The organism is Cellulomonas sp. B6 (assembly GCF_001462455.1).
Taxonomy (GTDB): domain Bacteria; phylum Actinomycetota; class Actinomycetes; order Actinomycetales; family Cellulomonadaceae; genus Cellulomonas.
Map to the genome: position 1 here is coordinate 39,267 of NZ_LNTD01000086.1, position 17,564 is coordinate 56,830.

A 17,564-nucleotide genomic window follows, 5' to 3' on the forward strand; every position below is an offset into this window, starting at 1 on the left:
CCGTGGCCACGCCGGGCCGGGGGTCGTCGCTGCCGACGCGTCTGACGCGCGTCGGCGTGGCCGACGTGCCGCGTGCCGAGCGTCTGCTCGCCGACCCGGCGCTCGCGGCCGTCGACGACGCGGTCGTCGAGCACGTCGTCGCGGCGCTCGCCGAGGTCGGCGACCCGGACGAGGCGCTGCTCGCGCTCGCCAAGGTGGCCGGTGCCGTGCAGCGCGACGCCGACCTCACGGCGCTGCTGCACGACGTGCTCGCCGACGACGGGCCGGCCCGCGAGCGCCTGCTGGCCGTGACGGGTGCGTCCCTCGCGCTCGGGAACACCCTCGCGGCGCACCCGCAGAACCTGCGGGTCGTCGCGGACCCGGCGCCCGGCATCGGGGTCGCGGCCGACGACGTGCGCGCCGAGCTGCTGCGCGCCGTCGACGCCGACCCGGACGCCGCCGTCCCCGTCGCGGGGCGCACGGGCACGGCCGGTGTCGACGCGATGCGCCGCGCGTACCGCACCCGTCTGCTGCGGATCGCCGCGACGGACCTCACGTCGCAGGACCCGCTGAGCCGGCTGCCCGGCGTCGGCGCCGCGCTCGCGGACCTCGCCGGTGCCGCGCTGGAGGCTGCGCTGGCCGTCGCACGCGCCGACCTCGACGACGAGGGTCGCGGTGTGCGCCTCGCGGTCATCGGCATGGGCAAGGCCGGCGGACGCGAGCTCAACTACGTGTCGGACGTCGACGTGGTGTACGTCGTCGAGGCGGTCGACGGCACGCCCGAGGACGAGGCGCTCGTGGCCGGCGCACGGCTCGCCGCCGGTCTGGCGCGTGCCTGCTCGGCGCCTGCGGGGGAGCCCGCGCTGTGGCCCGTCGACGCCGCGCTGCGTCCCGAGGGCAAGGACGGCCCGCTCGTGCGCACGCTCGCGAGCCACCGCGCCTACTACGAGCGGTGGGCCAGGACGTGGGAGTTCCAGGCGCTGCTCAAGGCGCGACCGCTCGCGGGGGACCGCGAGCTGGGGCGCGCGTACGTCGAGACGGTCAACCCGTTCGTGTGGGCGGCGGTGCAGCGCGAGAACTTCGTCGAGGACTCGCAGGCGATGCGTCGGCGCGTCGAGGCGCACATCCCGCGGGCCGAGGCCGACCGTCAGCTCAAGCTCGGTGCCGGCGGCCTGCGGGACGTCGAGTTCACGGTGCAGCTGCTGCAGCTCGTGCACGGACGGGCCGACGAGTCGATCCGCAGCCCGTCGACGCTCACGGCCCTGGCGGCGCTCGCCGCCGGCGGGTACGTGGGCCGCGAGCACGCCGCGCAGCTCGCGGTCTGCTACCGGTGGATGCGCATGATGGAGCACCGCATCCAGCTGCACCGGCTGCAGCGCACGCACCTCGTGCCGACGGCCGAGGCCGACCTGCGCCGGCTCGCGCGGACCATGCGGATGCGCATCGAGGGCCCCGAGGGCCTGCTCGACCGGTGGCGCACGACCCGCCGTGAGGTGCGGCGCCTGCACGAGGAGCTCTTCTACCGGCCGCTGCTGCCGGCGACCGCCGCCCTCTCGACAGAGGAGGCGACCCTCGCACCCGAGGCGCAGCGCGCGCGACTGGCGGCGATCGGCTACCGCGACCCCGCGGGTGCGGTGCGGCACATCGCCGCCCTCTCCGAGGGCGTCTCGCGGCGCGCGGCGATCCAGCGCCAGCTGCTGCCAGTCATGCTCGGCTGGTTCGCCGAGGGCGCGGACCCCGACGCCGGCCTCCTGGCGTTCCGACGGCTGTCCGAGCAGCTCGGCTCGACGCACTGGTACCTCAAGCTGCTGCGCGACTCCGGGACGGCGGGCCAGCGCCTCGCGCAGGTGCTGTCGACGTCGCGCTACGCCGCCGACGCGCTGTCGCGCTCACCCAACTCCGTGACCTGGCTCGACGACGACGCCGAGCTCGCGCCCCGGTCCGCCGAACGGCTCGAGGCCGAGGCGGACGCCGTGCTGCGGCGCGCGTCCGAGCCCGTGCCGGCGGTGACCGCGCTGCGCGCGCTGCGGCGCCGCGAGCTCGCCCGCACCGCCGTCGCCGACGTGCTCGGCGGCACGACCGGCGTGCGCGCGTCGCAGAGCCTGACGACCGCCGCCGACGCCGTGGTCGCCGGGACGCTGCGCGTCGCGGAGGCGGAGGCGCGCGCGGCGGCCGGGCTCGAGGCGAGCCCGACACGCCTGCTGGTGGTCGCGATGGGCCGCATGGGCGGGCGCGAGATGGGGTACTCGTCGGACGCCGACGTGCTGTTCGTCCACGACCCCCTCCCGGGCGCCGACCCGCGGGTCGCGCAGCAGTTCGCGGTCGCGGTCGCGTCGCAGCTGCGCCAGCTGCTCGGCTCGGTCGGTCCCGAGCCCCCGCTGAGCGTCGACGCCGACCTGCGCCCCGAGGGGCGCAACGGCCCGCTCGCGCGCTCGTTCGACGCGTACGCGGAGTACTACGCGCGCTGGTCCTCTCCGTGGGAGAGCCAGGCACTGCTGCGCGCCCGGCCGGTCGCGGGCGACGCCGACCTGGGCGAGCGCTTCGTGGCGCTCGTCGACCCGCTGCGCTACCCCGAGGGCGGCGTCGACGCCGCGACCGAGCGCGAGGTGCGCCGCGTCAAGGCGCGCGTCGAGGCCGAGCGCCTGCCACGCGGCGTCGACCCGACCCGGCACCTCAAGCTCGGGCGCGGCGGCATCAGCGACGTCGAGTGGACCGCGCAGCTCCTGCAGCTGCAGCACGCGCACGCGGTCGCCGGGCTGCGCACGACCTCGACGCTCGGGGCCCTCGCCGCCGCCACGGCCGCGGGCCTGCTCGACGAGGACGACGCGACCGTCCTGCGCGAGGCGTGGGAGCTCGCGTCACGGGTACGGGACGCCAACGTGCTGTGGACCGGGCGCGCCGAGGGGGCGCACGCCGACGTGCTCCCGCACGACCGGGTCGCGCTCGCGGGCGTGTCGCGCGTGCTGGGTCTGCCGCCGGGGTCGGGCGCCGAGCTCGAGGACACCTACCTGCGCACCGCGCGGCGGGCACGCGCGGTCGTCGAGCGCGTCTTCTACGGCTGAGGAGAGGCACCGCGGCGCGGGTCGATCTCGTGCACCGGGTCGTGCACGGCGCGGCGGTCGGTCACGACGGCTCACCGTTCGCCCGGGGCAACCGATGGAGGGGATGAACCCCCTCCCGCCCGGTGGCTGTCGTGCGCCGTCGCGGCCGTCGTCAGGAGCCCCATGTCCCACCCTTCCGCCGTCACCCCGTCGCGCCACCGTGGCCTGCGCCTGTCGATCGCCGGGAAGGTGCTGGGGCTGCTCGCGGCCGCGGGACTCGTCGGCGTCGTCGTGGTCGTCTCGGCCGCGCTCGGGCTCACGCAGCTGCGTGGCGACGTCGAGCGGACCAGCGCGAACGTCGCACAGCTCGGCCAGGTCAGCGACCTCGCGCGGGCGTTCCAGGCGGGCCGGGCCCGCATGGTCGAGTACCCGGCGGCCTCCGAGCAGGTGCGTGCCGACCTGCGCGACCAGCTCGACGGCTATGTGACGACGATCGACGAGCAGCTCGCCGGCTACGAGGACGACGCGGCTGACACCGACGCCTTCGCGGCGTTCGAGGGGGCCTGGACCGAGATGGTCCGCCTCGCGCAGGACGAGCTGTTCCCGATGGCGGACGACGGTGACGTCGCGGGCGCCGCGGCGTTCTACCGCGCCGCGATCCTGCCGCAGACGACGATCGGCGCGGACGCGATCGCCGCCGAGAACGCGGCCGTCGCGGCGGCCGCCGACGCGGACGCCTCCGCGTCCGGCGCCAACGTCAACCGGACGCTCGCCACCGTGGTCGGTGTGCTGCTCCTCGGGCTGACCGTCGTCGTCGTGGTCGGCCTGCGGGTCGCCCGTCGCCTCGCGCTGGACGCGGGCGAGGTGCGCACGGCGCTCGAGGCCATGGCGGACGGCGACCTCACGCACACGGCTCACGTGCGCAGCACCGACGAGCTCGGCGACATGGCGCGCTCGCTGGACCTCGCGCAGACGAGCCTGCGCGAGGTCGTGTCCGGCGTCGCCGAGTCCGCGCACACCGTCGCCTCGGCGGCCGAGGAGCTCGCCGCCGCGTCGACGCAGGTCGTCGCGGGGTCCGACGAGACGTCGGCCCAGGCCGGGGTCGTCGCCGCCGCGGCCGAGCAGGTGTCGCGCAACGTGCAGTCGGTCGCCGCGGGGGCCGAGCAGATGGGTGCCTCGATCCGGGAGATCGCGCAGAACGCGTCGCAGGCCGCCAAGGTCGCGGGCCAGGCCACCGACGCCGCCGCGGCGACCAACGAGCAGGTCTCGCGCCTGGGGACGTCGTCGCAGGAGATCGGCAACGTCGTCAAGGTCATCACGTCGATCGCGGAGCAGACCAACCTGCTGGCGCTCAACGCGACGATCGAGGCGGCGCGCGCGGGCGAGGCGGGCAAGGGGTTCGCGGTCGTGGCGGGGGAGGTCAAGGAGCTCGCGCAGGAGACGGCGAAGGCCACCGAGGACATCGTGCGGCGGGTCGAGGCCATCCAGGCCGACACGTCCGGTGCGGTCGGTGCGATCGGCGAGATCGCCGAGATCATCGCGAGCATCAACGACTACCAGCTGACGATCGCCTCGGCGGTCGAGGAGCAGACCGCCACGACCACCGAGATGTCGCGGTCGGTCGGCGAGGCGGCCGCGGGGTCGGGGGAGATCGCCTCGAACATCACGGGCGTCGCCACGGCGGCGAGCTCGTCGTCGGAGACCCTCAACCAGATGGGTGCCGCGATCGGCGAGATGGCCCGCACGTCGGAGGACCTGCGCGCGAGGGTCTCGCACTTCCGGTACTGAGGCCGGCGGGGCCGCGGGCGGCGATCGCGCGGGTGGAACAGGTCTCGTCGGGAAGGTGACGTGGATACACTTCCGACTGGACCGGCCCCACCGCGCACCGCCCGCCGCACAGCCCGCCGAGGAGACGACGCATGAGCCCCACGACGGCACCCGGTGACGGCGCGGCGCTGGTCGACGACCTCGCCCGGCGCATCCGCGACGAGATCCTCTCGGGCGCGATCCCGCTGGGTCGGCCGCTGCGGCAGGCCGAGCTGGCCGAACGGTTCGGGATCAGCCGTACGCCCGTGCGCGAGGCGCTGCGGCAGCTGCAGACCAGCGGCCTCATCGAGATCCACGCGCACCGCGGCGCGGTCGTCCGGGTGCCCGTCCCGTGGGAGGTGCGCGAGACGTACGAGGTCCGTGCCGCGCTCGAGGCGCTCGCGGCCCGCCGGGCCGCGACGCGGCTGTCGGCCCGGGTGATCGCGCAGATGCGGGAGTCGAACGACGCGCTCTACGCGCTCGCCGTCGCGGCGGCCGAGCGCTCGACGCCGCTGAGCGACCACGACGTGCGCGAGACGGCGAACGACTACGCGCTGCACTCGACGATCCACCGCGCGGCGATGAACGAGCGGTTGCAGGCGATGCTCGACGACATCCACCTGTCCTACCCGCGCAACGTCCCCGCGATGCTGCTGCGGGAGAACGCGCAGCACCGCGAGGGCAACTACCGCCAGCACGTCGCGATCATCGACGCGCTCGCGGCGGAGGACGGCGAGCTCGCCGCCCGGCTCATGCAGGAGCACGTGCTGAGCACGGGCGAGCAGGTGGCCCGGTGGTACGAGCAGCACACGGCCGCGGCGCCGCGTGGGGGAGCCGCCCGGTAGGATTGGATCCAATCTGCGGGTGCAGTCGGCCCCGCGCCCGTCGCCGGGAGCGTGCGTGCCACTCCGTTCTGCAGTTCCGCACCCGCGAGGCGTCGTCGTCGCGGGCACCCGGTCACCCGGGTTCTGGCTGATCGTCCTGGCGGCCACGGCCGGCTACACGGTGCTGTCGGCCTCCGCGCCGCTCCTCAACCGCGGGGTCACCGAGGTGCTCGGCCTCGGGGAGGACGTGTCGGGAGGCCTGGTCGCGGTCACCGGTCTCACGGGAGCGGCGTCCATGGCGCTCGCCGGGGTCGCCGCGAGCAGGTTCGGCCCGCGAGCGGTGACGCTCGTCGGCGCGGTCGTCGCCGTGCTCGGCGTCGCGGTCGTGCTGCTCGCGTTCACCGTGCCAGCCCTCGCGGTCAGCCGCGTCGTGCACGGCCTCGGCAACGCCGGCGTCACCGTCGCCACCACGGCGTGGATCTCCGGTACGGCACCGCCCGACGAGCGGGGCCGTGCGCTCGGCTACTACGGCATCAGCGTCTGGGTGGGGCTCGCGCTCGGCCCGCTGCTCGGCGAGAACCTCTACGCGGCCGGGGGGAACGGGGCCGCCTGGGCGGGGCTGCTCGTCGTCCAGGCCGTGGTCCTGCTGCTCGCCTCCGGGGTCCGCGGCGTCGGCGCCGGCCGGGCGGCGGCCGGCGTCCACGCCGCGGCCCGGCCCGCTCGGGACCGTCGCGGTGCGGGGCGCGTGCGCGAGGTCGCGGCCGCCGTGCGCGTGCCCGGCCTCGTCGCGCTCAGCGCCTGGGGGGCGCAGGGGCTGTTCACGACGTTCCTCGTCCAGCACCTCGAGGCCCGCGGCCTGCCGCCTGCGGGCGCGACCGGCGCCTCGGCGGTCTTCCTCGTGTTCGCCGCCGCCGTCGTGACCTTCCGCTTCGTGCTCGGCTCGTTGCCGGACCGGGCGGGCCCCGCGGTGACGACCCGGTGGGCGCTGCTCGTGGTCGCGCTCGGGCTGGTCGTCATGGCGTCCGCCGGGTCGTTCGGGTTCGCCGCCGCCGGCGCCGTCGTGCTCGGCCTCGGCTACGCACCGCTCTACCCGTCGCTGACGCTCATGAGCACGGCACCGCTCCCGGAGGCCCTGCGTCCCACCGGGATCGGCTTGTTCTCGGCGGCGACGTCCGCCGGGATGGCGGCCGGCGCCTTCGGGGGCGGGCTGCTGGTCGCCTCGTGGGGGACTGCTCCTGCGCTGCTGTGCGCCGCGGCCGTGCAGGTCGCCGCCGTCGCCGCGGTGCGGCGCCCACGGGCCGTGGCGGGCGCGTAGCCCGACGCGGCCGTGCGGAGGCGGCGCGACGGACGACGCGTGGCAGACGCGACGACGCCCGCCGCCCCGAGGGGACGGCGGGCGTCGGGGTGCGTGGCTGCTAGCGGGTGCGTTCGGGCTCGGGCTCGCGCACCGCCGCGGCCAGCGCGCGCGCCGTGCGCTCGACGCACCGGTCGAACTCGGCGCGCCCGTGCTCGGCGTCCGCCTCCGTGACGTCGTTGCCCCACACGCCCGAGTCGCTCACCTGGTCCATGCGGTAGTCCCAGAACGAGTCGACGTCGCGGTGCGAGACCGCACGGTCCATGCGCACGAGTTCGGGGCGCAGGTGCAGCATCACCGACGTCTCGAAGTAGTTGGCGTGCATCAGGGCGCGGCCGTACCGGACGTGCCCGTCGACCTCCGGGCCCGGGTACATCGTCACGTAGCCGATCGATCGCGCGCGCACGTCGTCGTACCGGGTCCGCAGCTTCTCGATCGCGACGTCGAGCGCACCGCTGTTCCAGATGTGCCCCGACAGGAAGACGAACTGCCGCACGCCCGAGCGGTACAACGAGTCCGTGAGGTCCTCCATCACGGCGACCAGCGTCTCGGGGCGGTAGGTCAGCGTGCCGGGGAAGTCGCCGTGCGACCCCGAGACGCCGACCGCGACGGGCGGCAGCACGGGGATGCCCGTGATCGCCGAGACCGCGTGCGCGACGGCCGTGTCGATCTCGGTGTCGACGTTGAGCGGCAGGTGCGGGCCGTGCTGCTCGATCGCTCCGACCGGCACGACCGCCGCACGCAGCGCCCCGACGACGTCAAGGACGGACGGCCAGTCCAGCTCCTCCCACAGCACGGGAGCTCCCGTGCCGCCCAGCTCGGCGGCGAGCGCGGGGATGTCGAGGCCTGTCGGGGGCAGCGTCGTCATGCGGGGTCCTTCCGAGAGGGGGCCAGACGTCCGGTCCGGACGTGGCGGTAGGGGAGCAGGTCGGCGGCGGACGTCGCCGCGACGGCGCCGTCGCGCGCGACCCAGACGGTCGCGTCGGGGCAGTGGTCGGTGAGGATCTCGGCGCAGACGCCGCACGGCTCGATGACGCGCGGCGTGGGGTCGCCGGGGCGTCGCAGCACCGCGACGAGCGTGCGGACCTCGTCACCGGCGGCGGCTGCGGACGACAGCACGCCCGACTCGGCGCAGACCGAGGCCCGGCCCTGGCTGGCCTCGACGTGCAGGCCGGTGACGACACGCCCCGACGCGAGGCGTGCTGCGGCGGCGACCTCGTGCCGGCGCTCGACGTACCGCTGCTCGAGCAGCCTGAGAGCGACCTCGAGGAGCGCGCGGTCGGGTGCGGGCATCTCCGCGGCGGCCTGCGCCGCCGTCGGACGGTCAACGATGGTCACGACCACCCCATGATCCGGGCCATGTTGCCGCCCTCGACCAGCGCGCGGTCGGCGTCGTCGGGGATCGCCTTGGCGATCTTCATGCGCTCGAGGTCGAAGTCGCTGCCGGGCCACTCCGAGCCCATGAGGATCTTCTCGGCGCCGAGGCGGGCGTAGGCCCGCTTGACGTCCGACATCAGCGTCGCCGAGGTCTCGAGGAAGACGTGGGCCTGACGCTCGGCGACGATGATCGCCTCGGGGACGTTCCAGACCGCGCCCATGTGGGCGATGATCGTCGGCACGGCGGGGTGGTCCTTGGTGATCTCCTCGATGGCCAGCGGGGCGCAGAACGCGTCGTCGAGCGCGTTGATCAGCACCGGGATGCCGAGCTCGGCGCAGACCTCGAAGACCGGGTCGAGCAGGCCGTGGTCGGCGACGTGGTAGCCGTGCATGCTCGGGTGCAGCTTGAGACCGACGAGCCCGGCGTCGACGAACCGGCGGACCTGGTCGACCGCGTCGTCGTCCTGCGGCATGACCTGCCCGAAGCCGAACAGCCGGTCGGGGTGCCGGGCGACGAGGTCGGCGAGGAAGTCGTTCTCGATGCGCTGCGCGAGCGAGCAGACCATCGCCCGGTCGACCCCTGCCGCGTCCATGCGGCCGATGATCCGGGCCGGGTCGAACGGCGTGTACGGGGGAGCGGGCTGACCGGGGCGCACGCCGGTCAGGTAGTCGCTGCGCCCGCGGACGTCCTGGGTCGTGTTGTACGCGTCGATGATCATCGGCTGTCGCCCTCCGGCTTCGTGGTCTGCTCCAGAATGGATCCAATCTAGCCCATCGGGATCCGGTGCGGCATGCGACGGGCCGGGTCGGGGCATTGTCGCGCACGTCGGTCGGCCGTGGCGTGGCGCGTTTCACATGCGTCTTCACGGCGCACCGGGGGGTCGTCACACGGCGGAAACACGCGCGATGCCCCGCCGACACATCGATCGGTAGATTGGATACATGTTGGTGGTCTGGGCGGTGGGCAGTCGCCGCGGACGGTCGACTCCCTCGTCCCTCCCCCTCGTTGGAGCAACCATGGCCAGGAAGTCCCTCGCCGCCCTCTCGCTCGTGGCCGCGGTCGGTGTCGCGCTCACCGCGTGCTCGTCCGGCGGCCCGGCGCAGAGCGGTGGCGCGACCGGTGCCGCCGCGCGCGACACGATCAACACGGTGCTCTGGTACGCGCCGTCCAACTTCGACCCCGCGACGACCGCGAGCTCGCCCGACTACACCGCGGCCCGGCTCGGCTTCGACACCCTGCTCCGCAAGGGCGACGACGGCGGGTACGTCGGCGGGCTCGCGACCGACTGGCAGGCGGAGTCCGCCTCGGCGTACGTGTTCACGATCCGCGACGACGCGACCTGCTCCGACGGCACCCCGATCACGGCGCAGGTGGTCGCCGACTCCCTGACCTACCTGACCACGTCGGAGGCCGCAGGTGCCAAGAACTGGTCGGGGCTCGCCTTCGGCCCCGGCACCCCGACGTTCACGGTCGACGAGCAGGCGGGCACGCTGCGGGTCGACCTGAGCGAGCCCTACTCGCAGCTGCTCGGCGGTGTGACGCTCGAGGGCACCGGGGTCATCTGCCCGGCGGGCCTCGCGGACCCCGAGGGACTCGCCGCGGGGGCCGTCGACGGCGCCTTCTCGGGCCCGTACACGCTCACCGCGTACTCGGCTGGCGTCAGTGCGACCTACACGCTGCGCGATGATTACGACGCCTGGCCGGCGTGGGAGGGCCTCGAGGGCACCCCGGCGACGACCATCAACATCACGGTCGAGTCGGACTCCAACACCAGTGCCAACCTCCTCGCGTCCGGCGGGCTCGACGTCGCCCGGTTCTACGACGCGAATGCCACGCGGTTCGTCGACGACGACGCGTTCTCCTACGTCACCGACAACGCGACCGCCAACACGCTGCTGTTCAACGAGGACCCGTCCTCTGTCTTCGCCACCGACCGCGACCTGCGCGCCGCCGTCGCGCAGGCCGTCTCGGCGCAGGCGTTCAACGCCGCCGCGCTCGACGGGCTCGGCAACCTCATGACCTCGGTCACCGACTCCGGCTTCGCGTGCGTCTCGGACGACGAGTCCCTGCTGCAGGAGTACGACCCGACGGCCGCGGCGACGACCCTGGCCGGCACGACCGTCCGGCTGCTCACCATGACCAACTGGGCGCCCGCGGTGGACTACGTGACCGAGGCCCTCTCCGCCGCGGGTGCCACGGTGCAGGTGACCTCGCTCGACGCGTCGGAGTGGGCCAAGCAGCTGCGCACCGAGCCCACGACGTGGGACCTCACGATCCGTGGCGAGGCGAACTCCTCCGGCCTGGTGCACCAGGCGCTGCTCACCAAGATCGGTCCGTCCTTCACCGAGGGCGGCTCGAACTACACGAGCTCGGACAACCCCGAGGGTGAGGCGTTCCTGGCGGCGGCGCTGGCCAGCTCGGACCCCGACGAGCAGTGCACGAACCTCCTCGCCGCGCAGCGCACGGTGCTCGAGCGCGTGGACGTCGCGCCGCTCGCCACCAGCACGCACTACATCGTTGCCCGTGAGGGCGTGCGGGCCACCACGTTCTCTGGCTACTGGGACGTGACCGCGCTGCGCCTGACCTCCTGACCCTCGGCCCCCTCCGGCAGGTCGTCCTGCGACCCGCCGGAGGGCGCCGCGCCCGGCGTCCCCGTCCCCCGAGGAGCACGCGCATGACCACCACGCTCACCGCGAGCGACCCCACCGCCGGCACCGGTGCGCCCGCCACGACCGGCGGTCACCGCGCCGGGTCGCGCGCCACCCTGTGGCGGCGCTTCCTCGTCCGCCGCCTGCTCGGCGTCGTGGTCAACGTCGGGCTGCTCGTGCTGCTGACGTTCTTCATCGTCCAGCTCATCCCGGGCGACCCGGCCACCGCCATCGCCGGGGAGAACGCGACGCTCGCCCAGGTCGAGCAGGTCCGGCAGCAGCTCGGGCTGGACCAGCCGCTCACGACGCAGCTCGGCGGGTACGTCTCCGGGGTGCTGCACGGCGACTTCGGCACGTCGTTCCGCTACGGCCTGCCGGCCACGACGATCGTGCTCACGGCCCTGCCCTACACGTTGTCGATCGCCGCGGCGGCCGTGACGATCGTCCTGGTCGTCGGGTCGAGCGTCGGCGTCGTCGTGGGCATCGCGACCCGGGGCGACCGCAACCGCTGGCTCGACCGCGTCTTCAACGCGGTGACCGGCGTCATGCAGGCCGTCCCGTCGTACCTGCAGGCGACGCTGCTCGTGCTGGTCTTCGCGGTGTGGCTCACGGTCCTTCCACCGGCCTACACGCTCGCCTACGGGCCGGTCGAGTCGGCGATCCTGCCGGTCGTGGCGCTGTCGATCGGCGGCACGTCGTCCGTCGCCCGCATCGTGCGCCGCGAGGCCGCCGTCGCGCAGGAGCTGGACTACATGCGCACCGCCCGGGGCTGGCGCCTGCCGCCGGTCCGCACGTACGCCAAGCACCTGCTGCCGAACCTGCTCACGACGACGCTGACGCTGTCCGGGATCATCCTCACCTCGATGCTCGGGTCGGCGCTCATCGTCGAGACCGTGTTCGCGTGGCCGGGCCTCGGCAGCACCGTCATCCAGGCCATCGCCGTCGACAAGGACTACCCGGTGATCCAGGCCGCCGTCTTCGTGATCGGCACGGTGTCCATCCTCATCACGCTCGTGATCGACGTCGTGCTCGGCCTCGTCGACCCCCGCACCCTGGGAGGCAGGAATGACTGAGGCGCTGGCGGCGTCCCCCGTCGCGGTGACGGCCGCGCCCGACCGCGCACGACGGTTCGCCTGGAACGGGACGCTGGTCGTCGGGCTGGTGATGTCCGGGGTCGTCCTGCTCGTCGCTGTGGTCGCACCGTTCGTGCTGACGGAGCGTGCGACCGCGCTCAGCCCCGACGCCGGGCTCGGGAGCGTGCCCGGCCACCTGCTCGGCACGGACACCCTGGGGCGCGACATGCTCGCCCGCACGCTCGTGGCCACGCGGCTCACCGTCGTCATGGCGCTCGCCGCGACCGTGATCGCGGGCGTCGCAGGCGTCGCGATCGGCGTCGGGGTGTGGCTCGCGCCGCGGCGCGTGCGCGAGCTCGGCCTGCGGGCGATCGAGTTCGCGGTGTCGTACCCGACACTCCTGGTCGCGATCATGATCGCCGCGATCCTCGGGCAGAGCGCGACCACGGTGGTCGTCGCGATCGGCCTCGCCAACGTCGCCGGGTTCGCGCGGCTCACCGCCAACCTCGCGGCGGGGCTCTCGCAGCGCGACTTCGTGGCGACCGCGCGCCTCGTGGGCGTGCCGCCGCTCCGGCTCGCGACGCGGCACATCCTGCCGAACATGGCCGAGCCGATGCTCATCCTGCTGACGCAGACCCTCGCGGGTGCGCTCGTGGAGATCTCGGGCCTGTCGTTCGTCGGCCTCGGGTCGCAGAACCCGTCCTTCGACCTCGGCACCCTGCTGCAGGACGCGCTCGGGAAGCTCGGCACCAACCCCGTCCTCGTCGTCGGGCCCGCGTGCGCCCTCGTGTTCACCTCGCTCGCGGCGCTGTTCGTCGGCGACGGCCTGGCCGCTGCCGCCAACCCCCGCTCGATCGGCACGCGGGCGCGGCTGCGACGTGCGGCAGGCGCAGACACGGGCACGGCTGCGGCCGCTCCGGCGGACCCGCGCCGGCTGCTCACCGTGGAGCACGTCACCGTGACGCACACCCGCACCGGGCGCGAGCTCGTGCGCGACGTGTCGTTCCACCTCGACCGCGGGGAGATCCTCGGGATCGTGGGGGAGTCCGGCTCGGGCAAGTCGCTGACCGCCTCGGTCGTCTCGCGCCTGCTCCCCGAGGGACTCACGGCCACGGCCGCGCGGCTCGAGCTCGCCGGCACGGACCTGCTCGGCACGGTCTCGCCGGCCGAGCTCGCGACCCGGATCGGCCTGGTCTACCAGGACCCGGGCACGTCGCTGAACCCCGCCCTCACGCTGGGCGCACAGCTCACCGACGTGCTCACCGTCCACCGCGGCCTGTCGCGCCGGGTGGCGCGCGAGCGCGTCGCCGCCGGGTTCCGCAGCGTCGTGCTGCCCGACCCGCAGGGGCACCTGCGGCAGCTCCCGCACGAGCTGTCGGGCGGCATGAAGCAGCGCGCCATGATCGCCTCCGCGATGAGCACCGAGCCGGACCTGCTCGTCGCCGACGAGCCGACCACCGCGCTCGACGTCACCGTGCAGCGCGAGGTGCTGTCGATCATCCGCCGGATGAACGCCGAGGCCGGCACCGCCGTGCTCGTCATCTCCCACGACATCGGCGTGGTGCGACGGCTCTGCGACCGGGTCCTGGTGATGAAGGACGGTCAGGTCGTCGAGGAGGTCACGTCGCCCGGGCAGCTCACCGTCGACGCCGTCAGCCACCCCTACACCCGCCGGCTGCTGGCCGCGACGCCGTCGGTCGTCGTGCCGGTGGCACCCGACGCCGAGGAGGCCGCCCGATGAGCGACACCATCGTGAACGTGGAGGGGCTGGACGTGCGCTTCGGGTCGGCGCACGTGCTGCGGGACGTGTCGCTCGCGCTGGACCGCGGGCGCACGGTCGGCGTGGTGGGGGAGTCCGGGTCGGGCAAGTCGACGCTCGCCAAGACGATGGTCGGCCTGCACCAGCCGTCCGCGGGGCAGGTGTGGGTCGACGGCATCGACGTCGCGCAGGCGGGCCGTCGCGAGCTCGCCGCGTACCGGCGGCGCGTCCAGATGATCCCGCAGGACCCGTTCTCCTCGCTGTCGCCCCGGCAGACCATCGGTCAGACCCTCGCCGAGGCCGTCGACCCGGCGCGGGCGCGCGTCGGCCGGCACCGCGACCTCATCGCCACGTGGCTCGAGCGCGTGGGCCTGCCCGCCGACGTCATGCACCGGTACCCGCACGAGTTCTCGGGCGGCCAGCGGCAGCGGATCGCGATCGCGCGGGGCCTGATCGTCGAGCCGTCCCTCGTGATCGCCGACGAGATCACGTCGGCCCTCGACGTCTCGGTGCAGGCGCAGATCCTCGAGCTGCTCGCGGGCATCAAGCAGTCGCTCGGCCTGACGATGATGTTCATCTCGCACAATCTCGCGGTCGTGCAGCGCGTCAGCGACGAGGTGGTCGTGCTCTACGGCGGCGCCGTCGTGGAGCGGGGCCCGGTCGGGGAGATCTTCGCGCACCCGCAGCACTGGTACACCCGGGCGCTGCTCGCGGCCGACCCCGGCTCCCCGGGGTTCTCTCTGGACGTCGAGCGCACGCCGCGCGGCGCGGCCGCGTGAGCGCCCGCCTGCCTCGCACGCCGTCGGGGACGGGACGCACCCGCATCGTCGGGGCGACGCTCGTCGACGGCACCGGGGCGCCCGCGCTGCCGGACGCCGAGGTCGAGGTCGTGGACGACCGCATCGGGTACGTCGGACCGCGACGGCCCGACACCGGGGCGGACACCGAGGCCGACGCCGTCGGCAACGGCCGGGCGACGCCGGCCACCGTCGTGGACGCCAGGGGGCTGCACGTCCTGCCGGGTTTCGTCGACCTGCACGTGCACGCCGCGATGCCCGACGACGTCGGCCCGGACGTGCGCGCCGGGTGGTTCCCCGAGGAGGAGGCCTTCAGCACGGCACGCACGCTGGCCCGCACGCTCGCGGCCGGCGTCACGACCGCGCGCGACCTCAGCGGCCTGACGCCCGGCTTCCGCAACGCCGTCGCCGCGGGGCACATCACCGGTCCGCGGCTGCACCTGGCCGTCGCGCTGCTGTCGCCCACGGGCGGTCACGGCGACCCCGTCGCCCCGAACGGGTCGCTGCCGGTGTACGCGCAGCGCGCCACGACGCCCGGCTGGTGCGTCGTCGACACCGCCGACGAGGTCGTGCGCGCGGTCCGGCGGCTCGACCGCATCGGCGCCGACGTCATCAAGGTCTGCACGTCCGGCGGCCTGAGCACCCCCGGCGACGACCCCACCGAGCTCGGCGTCCCCGCCGAGCACGTCGCGCTGATCGTCGCCGAGATGCGCCGCCGCCGCTCGCAGCCGGTCACCGCGCACGCGCAGAGCGAGCAGGGCATCCGGGAGGCGCTGCGCGGCGGCGCCGCCAGCATCGAGCACGGCTACGGCCTGACCGACGAGCTGATCGAGGAGATGCTCGATCGCGCCACGGTCCTGGTCCCCACGCTGTCCGCGCTCACGAGCCTGCCCGACCCCGCCCGCGCGTCGCAGGAGAAGATCGACCGCAAGCGCTGGTGGCGCGACACGGGCCTGCGCGCCGTCGCGCGCGCGGTCGAGGCCGGGGTCACGATCGCGACGGGCACCGACGCCGGTGTCGTGCCGCACGGCAGGAACCTCGCCGAGCTCGGTCACCTCGTCGACGTCGGCATGACCCCGCTCGCCGCCGTCCGTGCGGGCACGCTCGTCGGGGCGCGCACGATGGGCCTGCAGGAGCACCTCGGCTCGGTCACCACCGGCAAGCTCGCCGACCTCGTCCTGACGCGCGCCGACCCGTTGACCGCCGTCCATGCGCTCGCGGACCCGCGGGAGGTGCGCGCGGTGTGGCAGTCCGGCCGCGTCGTCAAGGACCTGGACCGGATCACCGGCGCCTGAGCGGGCAGCCTCCGCAGCGGGGCGGCGACGGGACCACCTCGTCGCCGCCCCGCTCGGGTGCGCCCTGCGATCGCCCGCGACAGCGGAGCACCCCCGCCGCCTCGAGGGCGACGGGGGTGCTTTCCTGCAGGTCAGGCGCTCACGGGAGCAGCCGTGACACCTGACGATCAGACGTCGTAGTACAGCTCGAACTCGTGCGGGTGCGGGCGCAGCCGGATCGGGTCGACCTCGGCGGAGCGCTTGTAGTCGATCCACGTCTGGATGAGGTCCGGCGTGAAGACGTTGCCGGCCGTGAGCCAGTCGTGGTCCGCCTCGAGGTTGTCGAGGACCTCGGCGAGCGAGCCCGGGACCTGCTGGATGAGCGCGTGCTCCTCGGGGGGCAGCTCGTACAGGTCCTTGTCGACCGGCTCCGGCGGCTCGATGCGGTTCTGGATGCCGTCGAGGCCGGCCATGAGCATGGCAGCGAACGCCAGGTACGGGTTCGACGACGGGTCCGGCACGCGGAACTCGACGCGCTTGGCCTTCGGGTTCGAGCCCGTCACGGGGATGCGGATGCACGCCGAGCGGTTGCGGGCCGAGTAGACCAGGTTGACCGGCGCCTCGAAGCCCGGCACCAGGCGGTGGTACGAGTTCACCGTCGGGTTGGTGAACGCGAGCAGCGACGGCGCGTGCTTGAGCAGGCCGCCGATGTACCAGCGGGCGATGTCCGACAGGCCGCCGTAGCCCTTCTCGTCGAAGAACAGCGGCTCGCCGTCCTTCCACAGCGACTGGTGCACGTGCATGCCCGAGCCGTTGTCGCCGAAGAGCGGCTTCGGCATGAAGGTCGCCGTGCGGCCGTTCTCGTGCGCGACGTTCTTCACGACGTACTTGAACAGCTGGACCTTGTCGGCCGACTTGGCGAGCGTGTCGAAGCGGTAGTTGATCTCCGCCTGGCCGGCCGTGCCGACCTCGTGGTGCGCGCGCTCGACCTGCAGGCCGAGGGCGTCGAGCTGCAGCGAGATCTGGTCGCGCAGGTCGGCGAAGTGGTCGACCGGCGGGACGGGGAAGTAGCCACCCTTGTAGGGCGTCTTGTGCCCCAGGTTGCCACCCTCCTCCTCGCGGCCCGTGTTCCACGCGGCCTCGACGGAGTCGATGTAGTAGTACGACGCGTTCTGCTTCGTCTCGAAGCGGATGTCGTCGAAGATGTAGAACTCGGCCTCGGGCGCGAAGAACGCGGTGTCCGCGATGCCGGTCGACTTCAGGTACGCCTCGGCCTTGGCGGCGACCTGGCGCGGGTCGCGGCTGTAGGGCTCGTCGGTGTACGGGTCGACGATGTGGAAGTTGATGTTCAGCGTCTTCTCGACGCGGAAGGGGTCGACGTACGCCGTCGTGACGTCGGGCACGAGCTTCATGTCCGACTCGTGGATGGCCTGGAAGCCGCGGATCGACGAGCCGTCGAACATCTGGCCGTCCGTGAAGAAGTCCGCGTCGAGCGAGGCGGCCGGCACGTTGAAGTGCTGCATCACACCCGGCAGGTCGCAGAACCGCACGTCGACGAACTTGACGTCCTCGCTCTTGATGAACGCCAGGACTTCCTCTGGCTTCGTGAACATCCGCTGCTCCTCGGTCGA

The 17,564-nt window shown here is 74.0% G+C and carries 13 protein-coding genes; 9 read left to right on the forward strand and 4 right to left on the reverse strand.

The window, feature by feature from the left end:
• Positions 1–2 precede the first annotated feature (2 nt).
• The 4 genes from ATM99_RS07970 (at position 3) to ATM99_RS07985 (ending at position 6,965) form a co-directional block, all read left to right on the forward strand.
• The gene (locus ATM99_RS07970; RefSeq protein WP_062102376.1) at positions 3–3,041 is read left to right on the forward strand and encodes a bifunctional [glutamine synthetase] adenylyltransferase/[glutamine synthetase]-adenylyl-L-tyrosine phosphorylase; all 3,039 of its coding nucleotides are present in this window, start codon (positions 3–5) and stop codon (positions 3,039–3,041) included.
• A gap of 162 nt (positions 3,042–3,203) precedes the next feature.
• On the forward strand, positions 3,204–4,808 hold the full coding sequence (locus ATM99_RS07975; protein WP_062102377.1) for a methyl-accepting chemotaxis protein: 1,605 nt from the start codon (positions 3,204–3,206) through the stop codon (positions 4,806–4,808).
• Between the two features lie 131 nt (positions 4,809–4,939).
• A complete protein-coding gene (locus ATM99_RS07980; RefSeq protein WP_062102378.1) occupies positions 4,940–5,671 on the forward strand; it encodes a GntR family transcriptional regulator in 732 nt (243 codons plus the stop codon).
• Positions 5,672–5,726: 55 nt separating this feature from the next.
• Positions 5,727–6,965: an MFS transporter gene (locus ATM99_RS07985; protein ID WP_190278801.1), complete on the forward strand. Its 1,239-nt coding sequence runs from the start codon at positions 5,727–5,729 to the stop codon at positions 6,963–6,965.
• Positions 6,966–7,065: 100 nt separating this feature from the next.
• On the opposite strand, the gene ATM99_RS07990 is transcribed toward ATM99_RS07985, so the two are convergent.
• The 3 genes from ATM99_RS07990 to ATM99_RS08000 are packed head-to-tail and all read right to left on the reverse strand — an operon-like array spanning position 7,066 to position 9,100.
• Complete coding sequence (locus tag ATM99_RS07990) at positions 7,066–7,872, reverse strand: creatininase family protein (RefSeq protein WP_062102380.1); 807 nt, start codon at positions 7,870–7,872, stop codon at positions 7,066–7,068.
• Complete coding sequence (locus ATM99_RS07995; protein WP_150118205.1) at positions 7,869–8,342, reverse strand: cytidine deaminase; 474 nt, start codon at positions 8,340–8,342, stop codon at positions 7,869–7,871. Before ATM99_RS07995 ends, ATM99_RS07990 begins: the two co-directional genes overlap by 4 nt.
• Entirely contained in the window at positions 8,339–9,100 is a 762-nt protein-coding gene (locus ATM99_RS08000; RefSeq protein ID WP_062102382.1) for an amidohydrolase family protein, read from the reverse strand. Before ATM99_RS08000 ends, ATM99_RS07995 begins: the two co-directional genes overlap by 4 nt.
• A 298-nt stretch (positions 9,101–9,398) precedes the next feature.
• On the opposite strand from ATM99_RS08000, the gene ATM99_RS08005 reads away from it, so the two are divergent.
• The 5 genes from ATM99_RS08005 (at position 9,399) to ATM99_RS08025 (ending at position 15,954) form a co-directional block, all read left to right on the forward strand.
• Entirely contained in the window at positions 9,399–10,973 is a 1,575-nt protein-coding gene (locus tag ATM99_RS08005; RefSeq protein ID WP_062102383.1) for an ABC transporter substrate-binding protein, read from the forward strand.
• A gap of 83 nt (positions 10,974–11,056) precedes the next feature.
• A complete protein-coding gene (locus ATM99_RS08010; RefSeq protein ID WP_082659440.1) occupies positions 11,057–12,103 on the forward strand; it encodes an ABC transporter permease in 1,047 nt (348 codons plus the stop codon).
• Positions 12,096–13,844 (forward strand): dipeptide/oligopeptide/nickel ABC transporter permease/ATP-binding protein, encoded by a 1,749-nt coding sequence (locus tag ATM99_RS19285; RefSeq protein ID WP_062102384.1) that lies wholly within the window; start codon positions 12,096–12,098, stop codon positions 13,842–13,844. Before ATM99_RS08010 ends, ATM99_RS19285 begins: the two co-directional genes overlap by 8 nt.
• A complete protein-coding gene (locus ATM99_RS19290) occupies positions 13,841–14,641 on the forward strand; it encodes an ATP-binding cassette domain-containing protein (protein ID WP_062102385.1) in 801 nt (266 codons plus the stop codon). Before ATM99_RS19285 ends, ATM99_RS19290 begins: the two co-directional genes overlap by 4 nt.
• Positions 14,638–15,954, forward strand: coding sequence for an amidohydrolase family protein (locus ATM99_RS08025; RefSeq protein WP_062102386.1), 1,317 nt, complete (start codon positions 14,638–14,640; stop codon positions 15,952–15,954). The genes ATM99_RS19290 and ATM99_RS08025 overlap by 4 nt, the downstream gene beginning before the upstream one ends.
• Before the next feature lie 167 nt (positions 15,955–16,121).
• Here the strand turns inward: ATM99_RS08025 and glnA are convergent, their stop codons facing one another.
• The gene (glnA, locus tag ATM99_RS08030; RefSeq protein WP_062102387.1) at positions 16,122–17,546 is read right to left on the reverse strand and encodes a type I glutamate--ammonia ligase; all 1,425 of its coding nucleotides are present in this window, start codon (positions 17,544–17,546) and stop codon (positions 16,122–16,124) included.
• Positions 17,547–17,564 lie beyond the last annotated feature (18 nt).

Excerpts from the sequence above, each read along its gene's own strand:
- ATM99_RS19290 (WP_062102385.1), top strand. The coding sequence starts at position 13,841 with ATGAGCGACACCATCGTGAACGTGGAGGGGCTGGACGTGCGCTTCGGG.
- ATM99_RS07990 (WP_062102380.1), bottom strand. The coding sequence starts at position 7,872 with ATGACGACGCTGCCCCCGACAGGCCTCGACATCCCCGCGCTCGCCGCC.
- ATM99_RS08010 (WP_082659440.1), top strand. The coding sequence starts at position 11,057 with ATGACCACCACGCTCACCGCGAGCGACCCCACCGCCGGCACCGGTGCG.
- ATM99_RS07975 (WP_062102377.1), top strand. The coding sequence starts at position 3,204 with ATGTCCCACCCTTCCGCCGTCACCCCGTCGCGCCACCGTGGCCTGCGC.
- ATM99_RS07980 (WP_062102378.1), top strand. The coding sequence starts at position 4,940 with ATGAGCCCCACGACGGCACCCGGTGACGGCGCGGCGCTGGTCGACGAC.
- ATM99_RS19285 (WP_062102384.1), top strand. The coding sequence starts at position 12,096 with ATGACTGAGGCGCTGGCGGCGTCCCCCGTCGCGGTGACGGCCGCGCCC.
- ATM99_RS08005 (WP_062102383.1), top strand. The coding sequence starts at position 9,399 with ATGGCCAGGAAGTCCCTCGCCGCCCTCTCGCTCGTGGCCGCGGTCGGT.
- glnA (WP_062102387.1), bottom strand. The coding sequence starts at position 17,546 with ATGTTCACGAAGCCAGAGGAAGTCCTGGCGTTCATCAAGAGCGAGGAC.
- ATM99_RS08000 (WP_062102382.1), bottom strand. The coding sequence starts at position 9,100 with ATGATCATCGACGCGTACAACACGACCCAGGACGTCCGCGGGCGCAGC.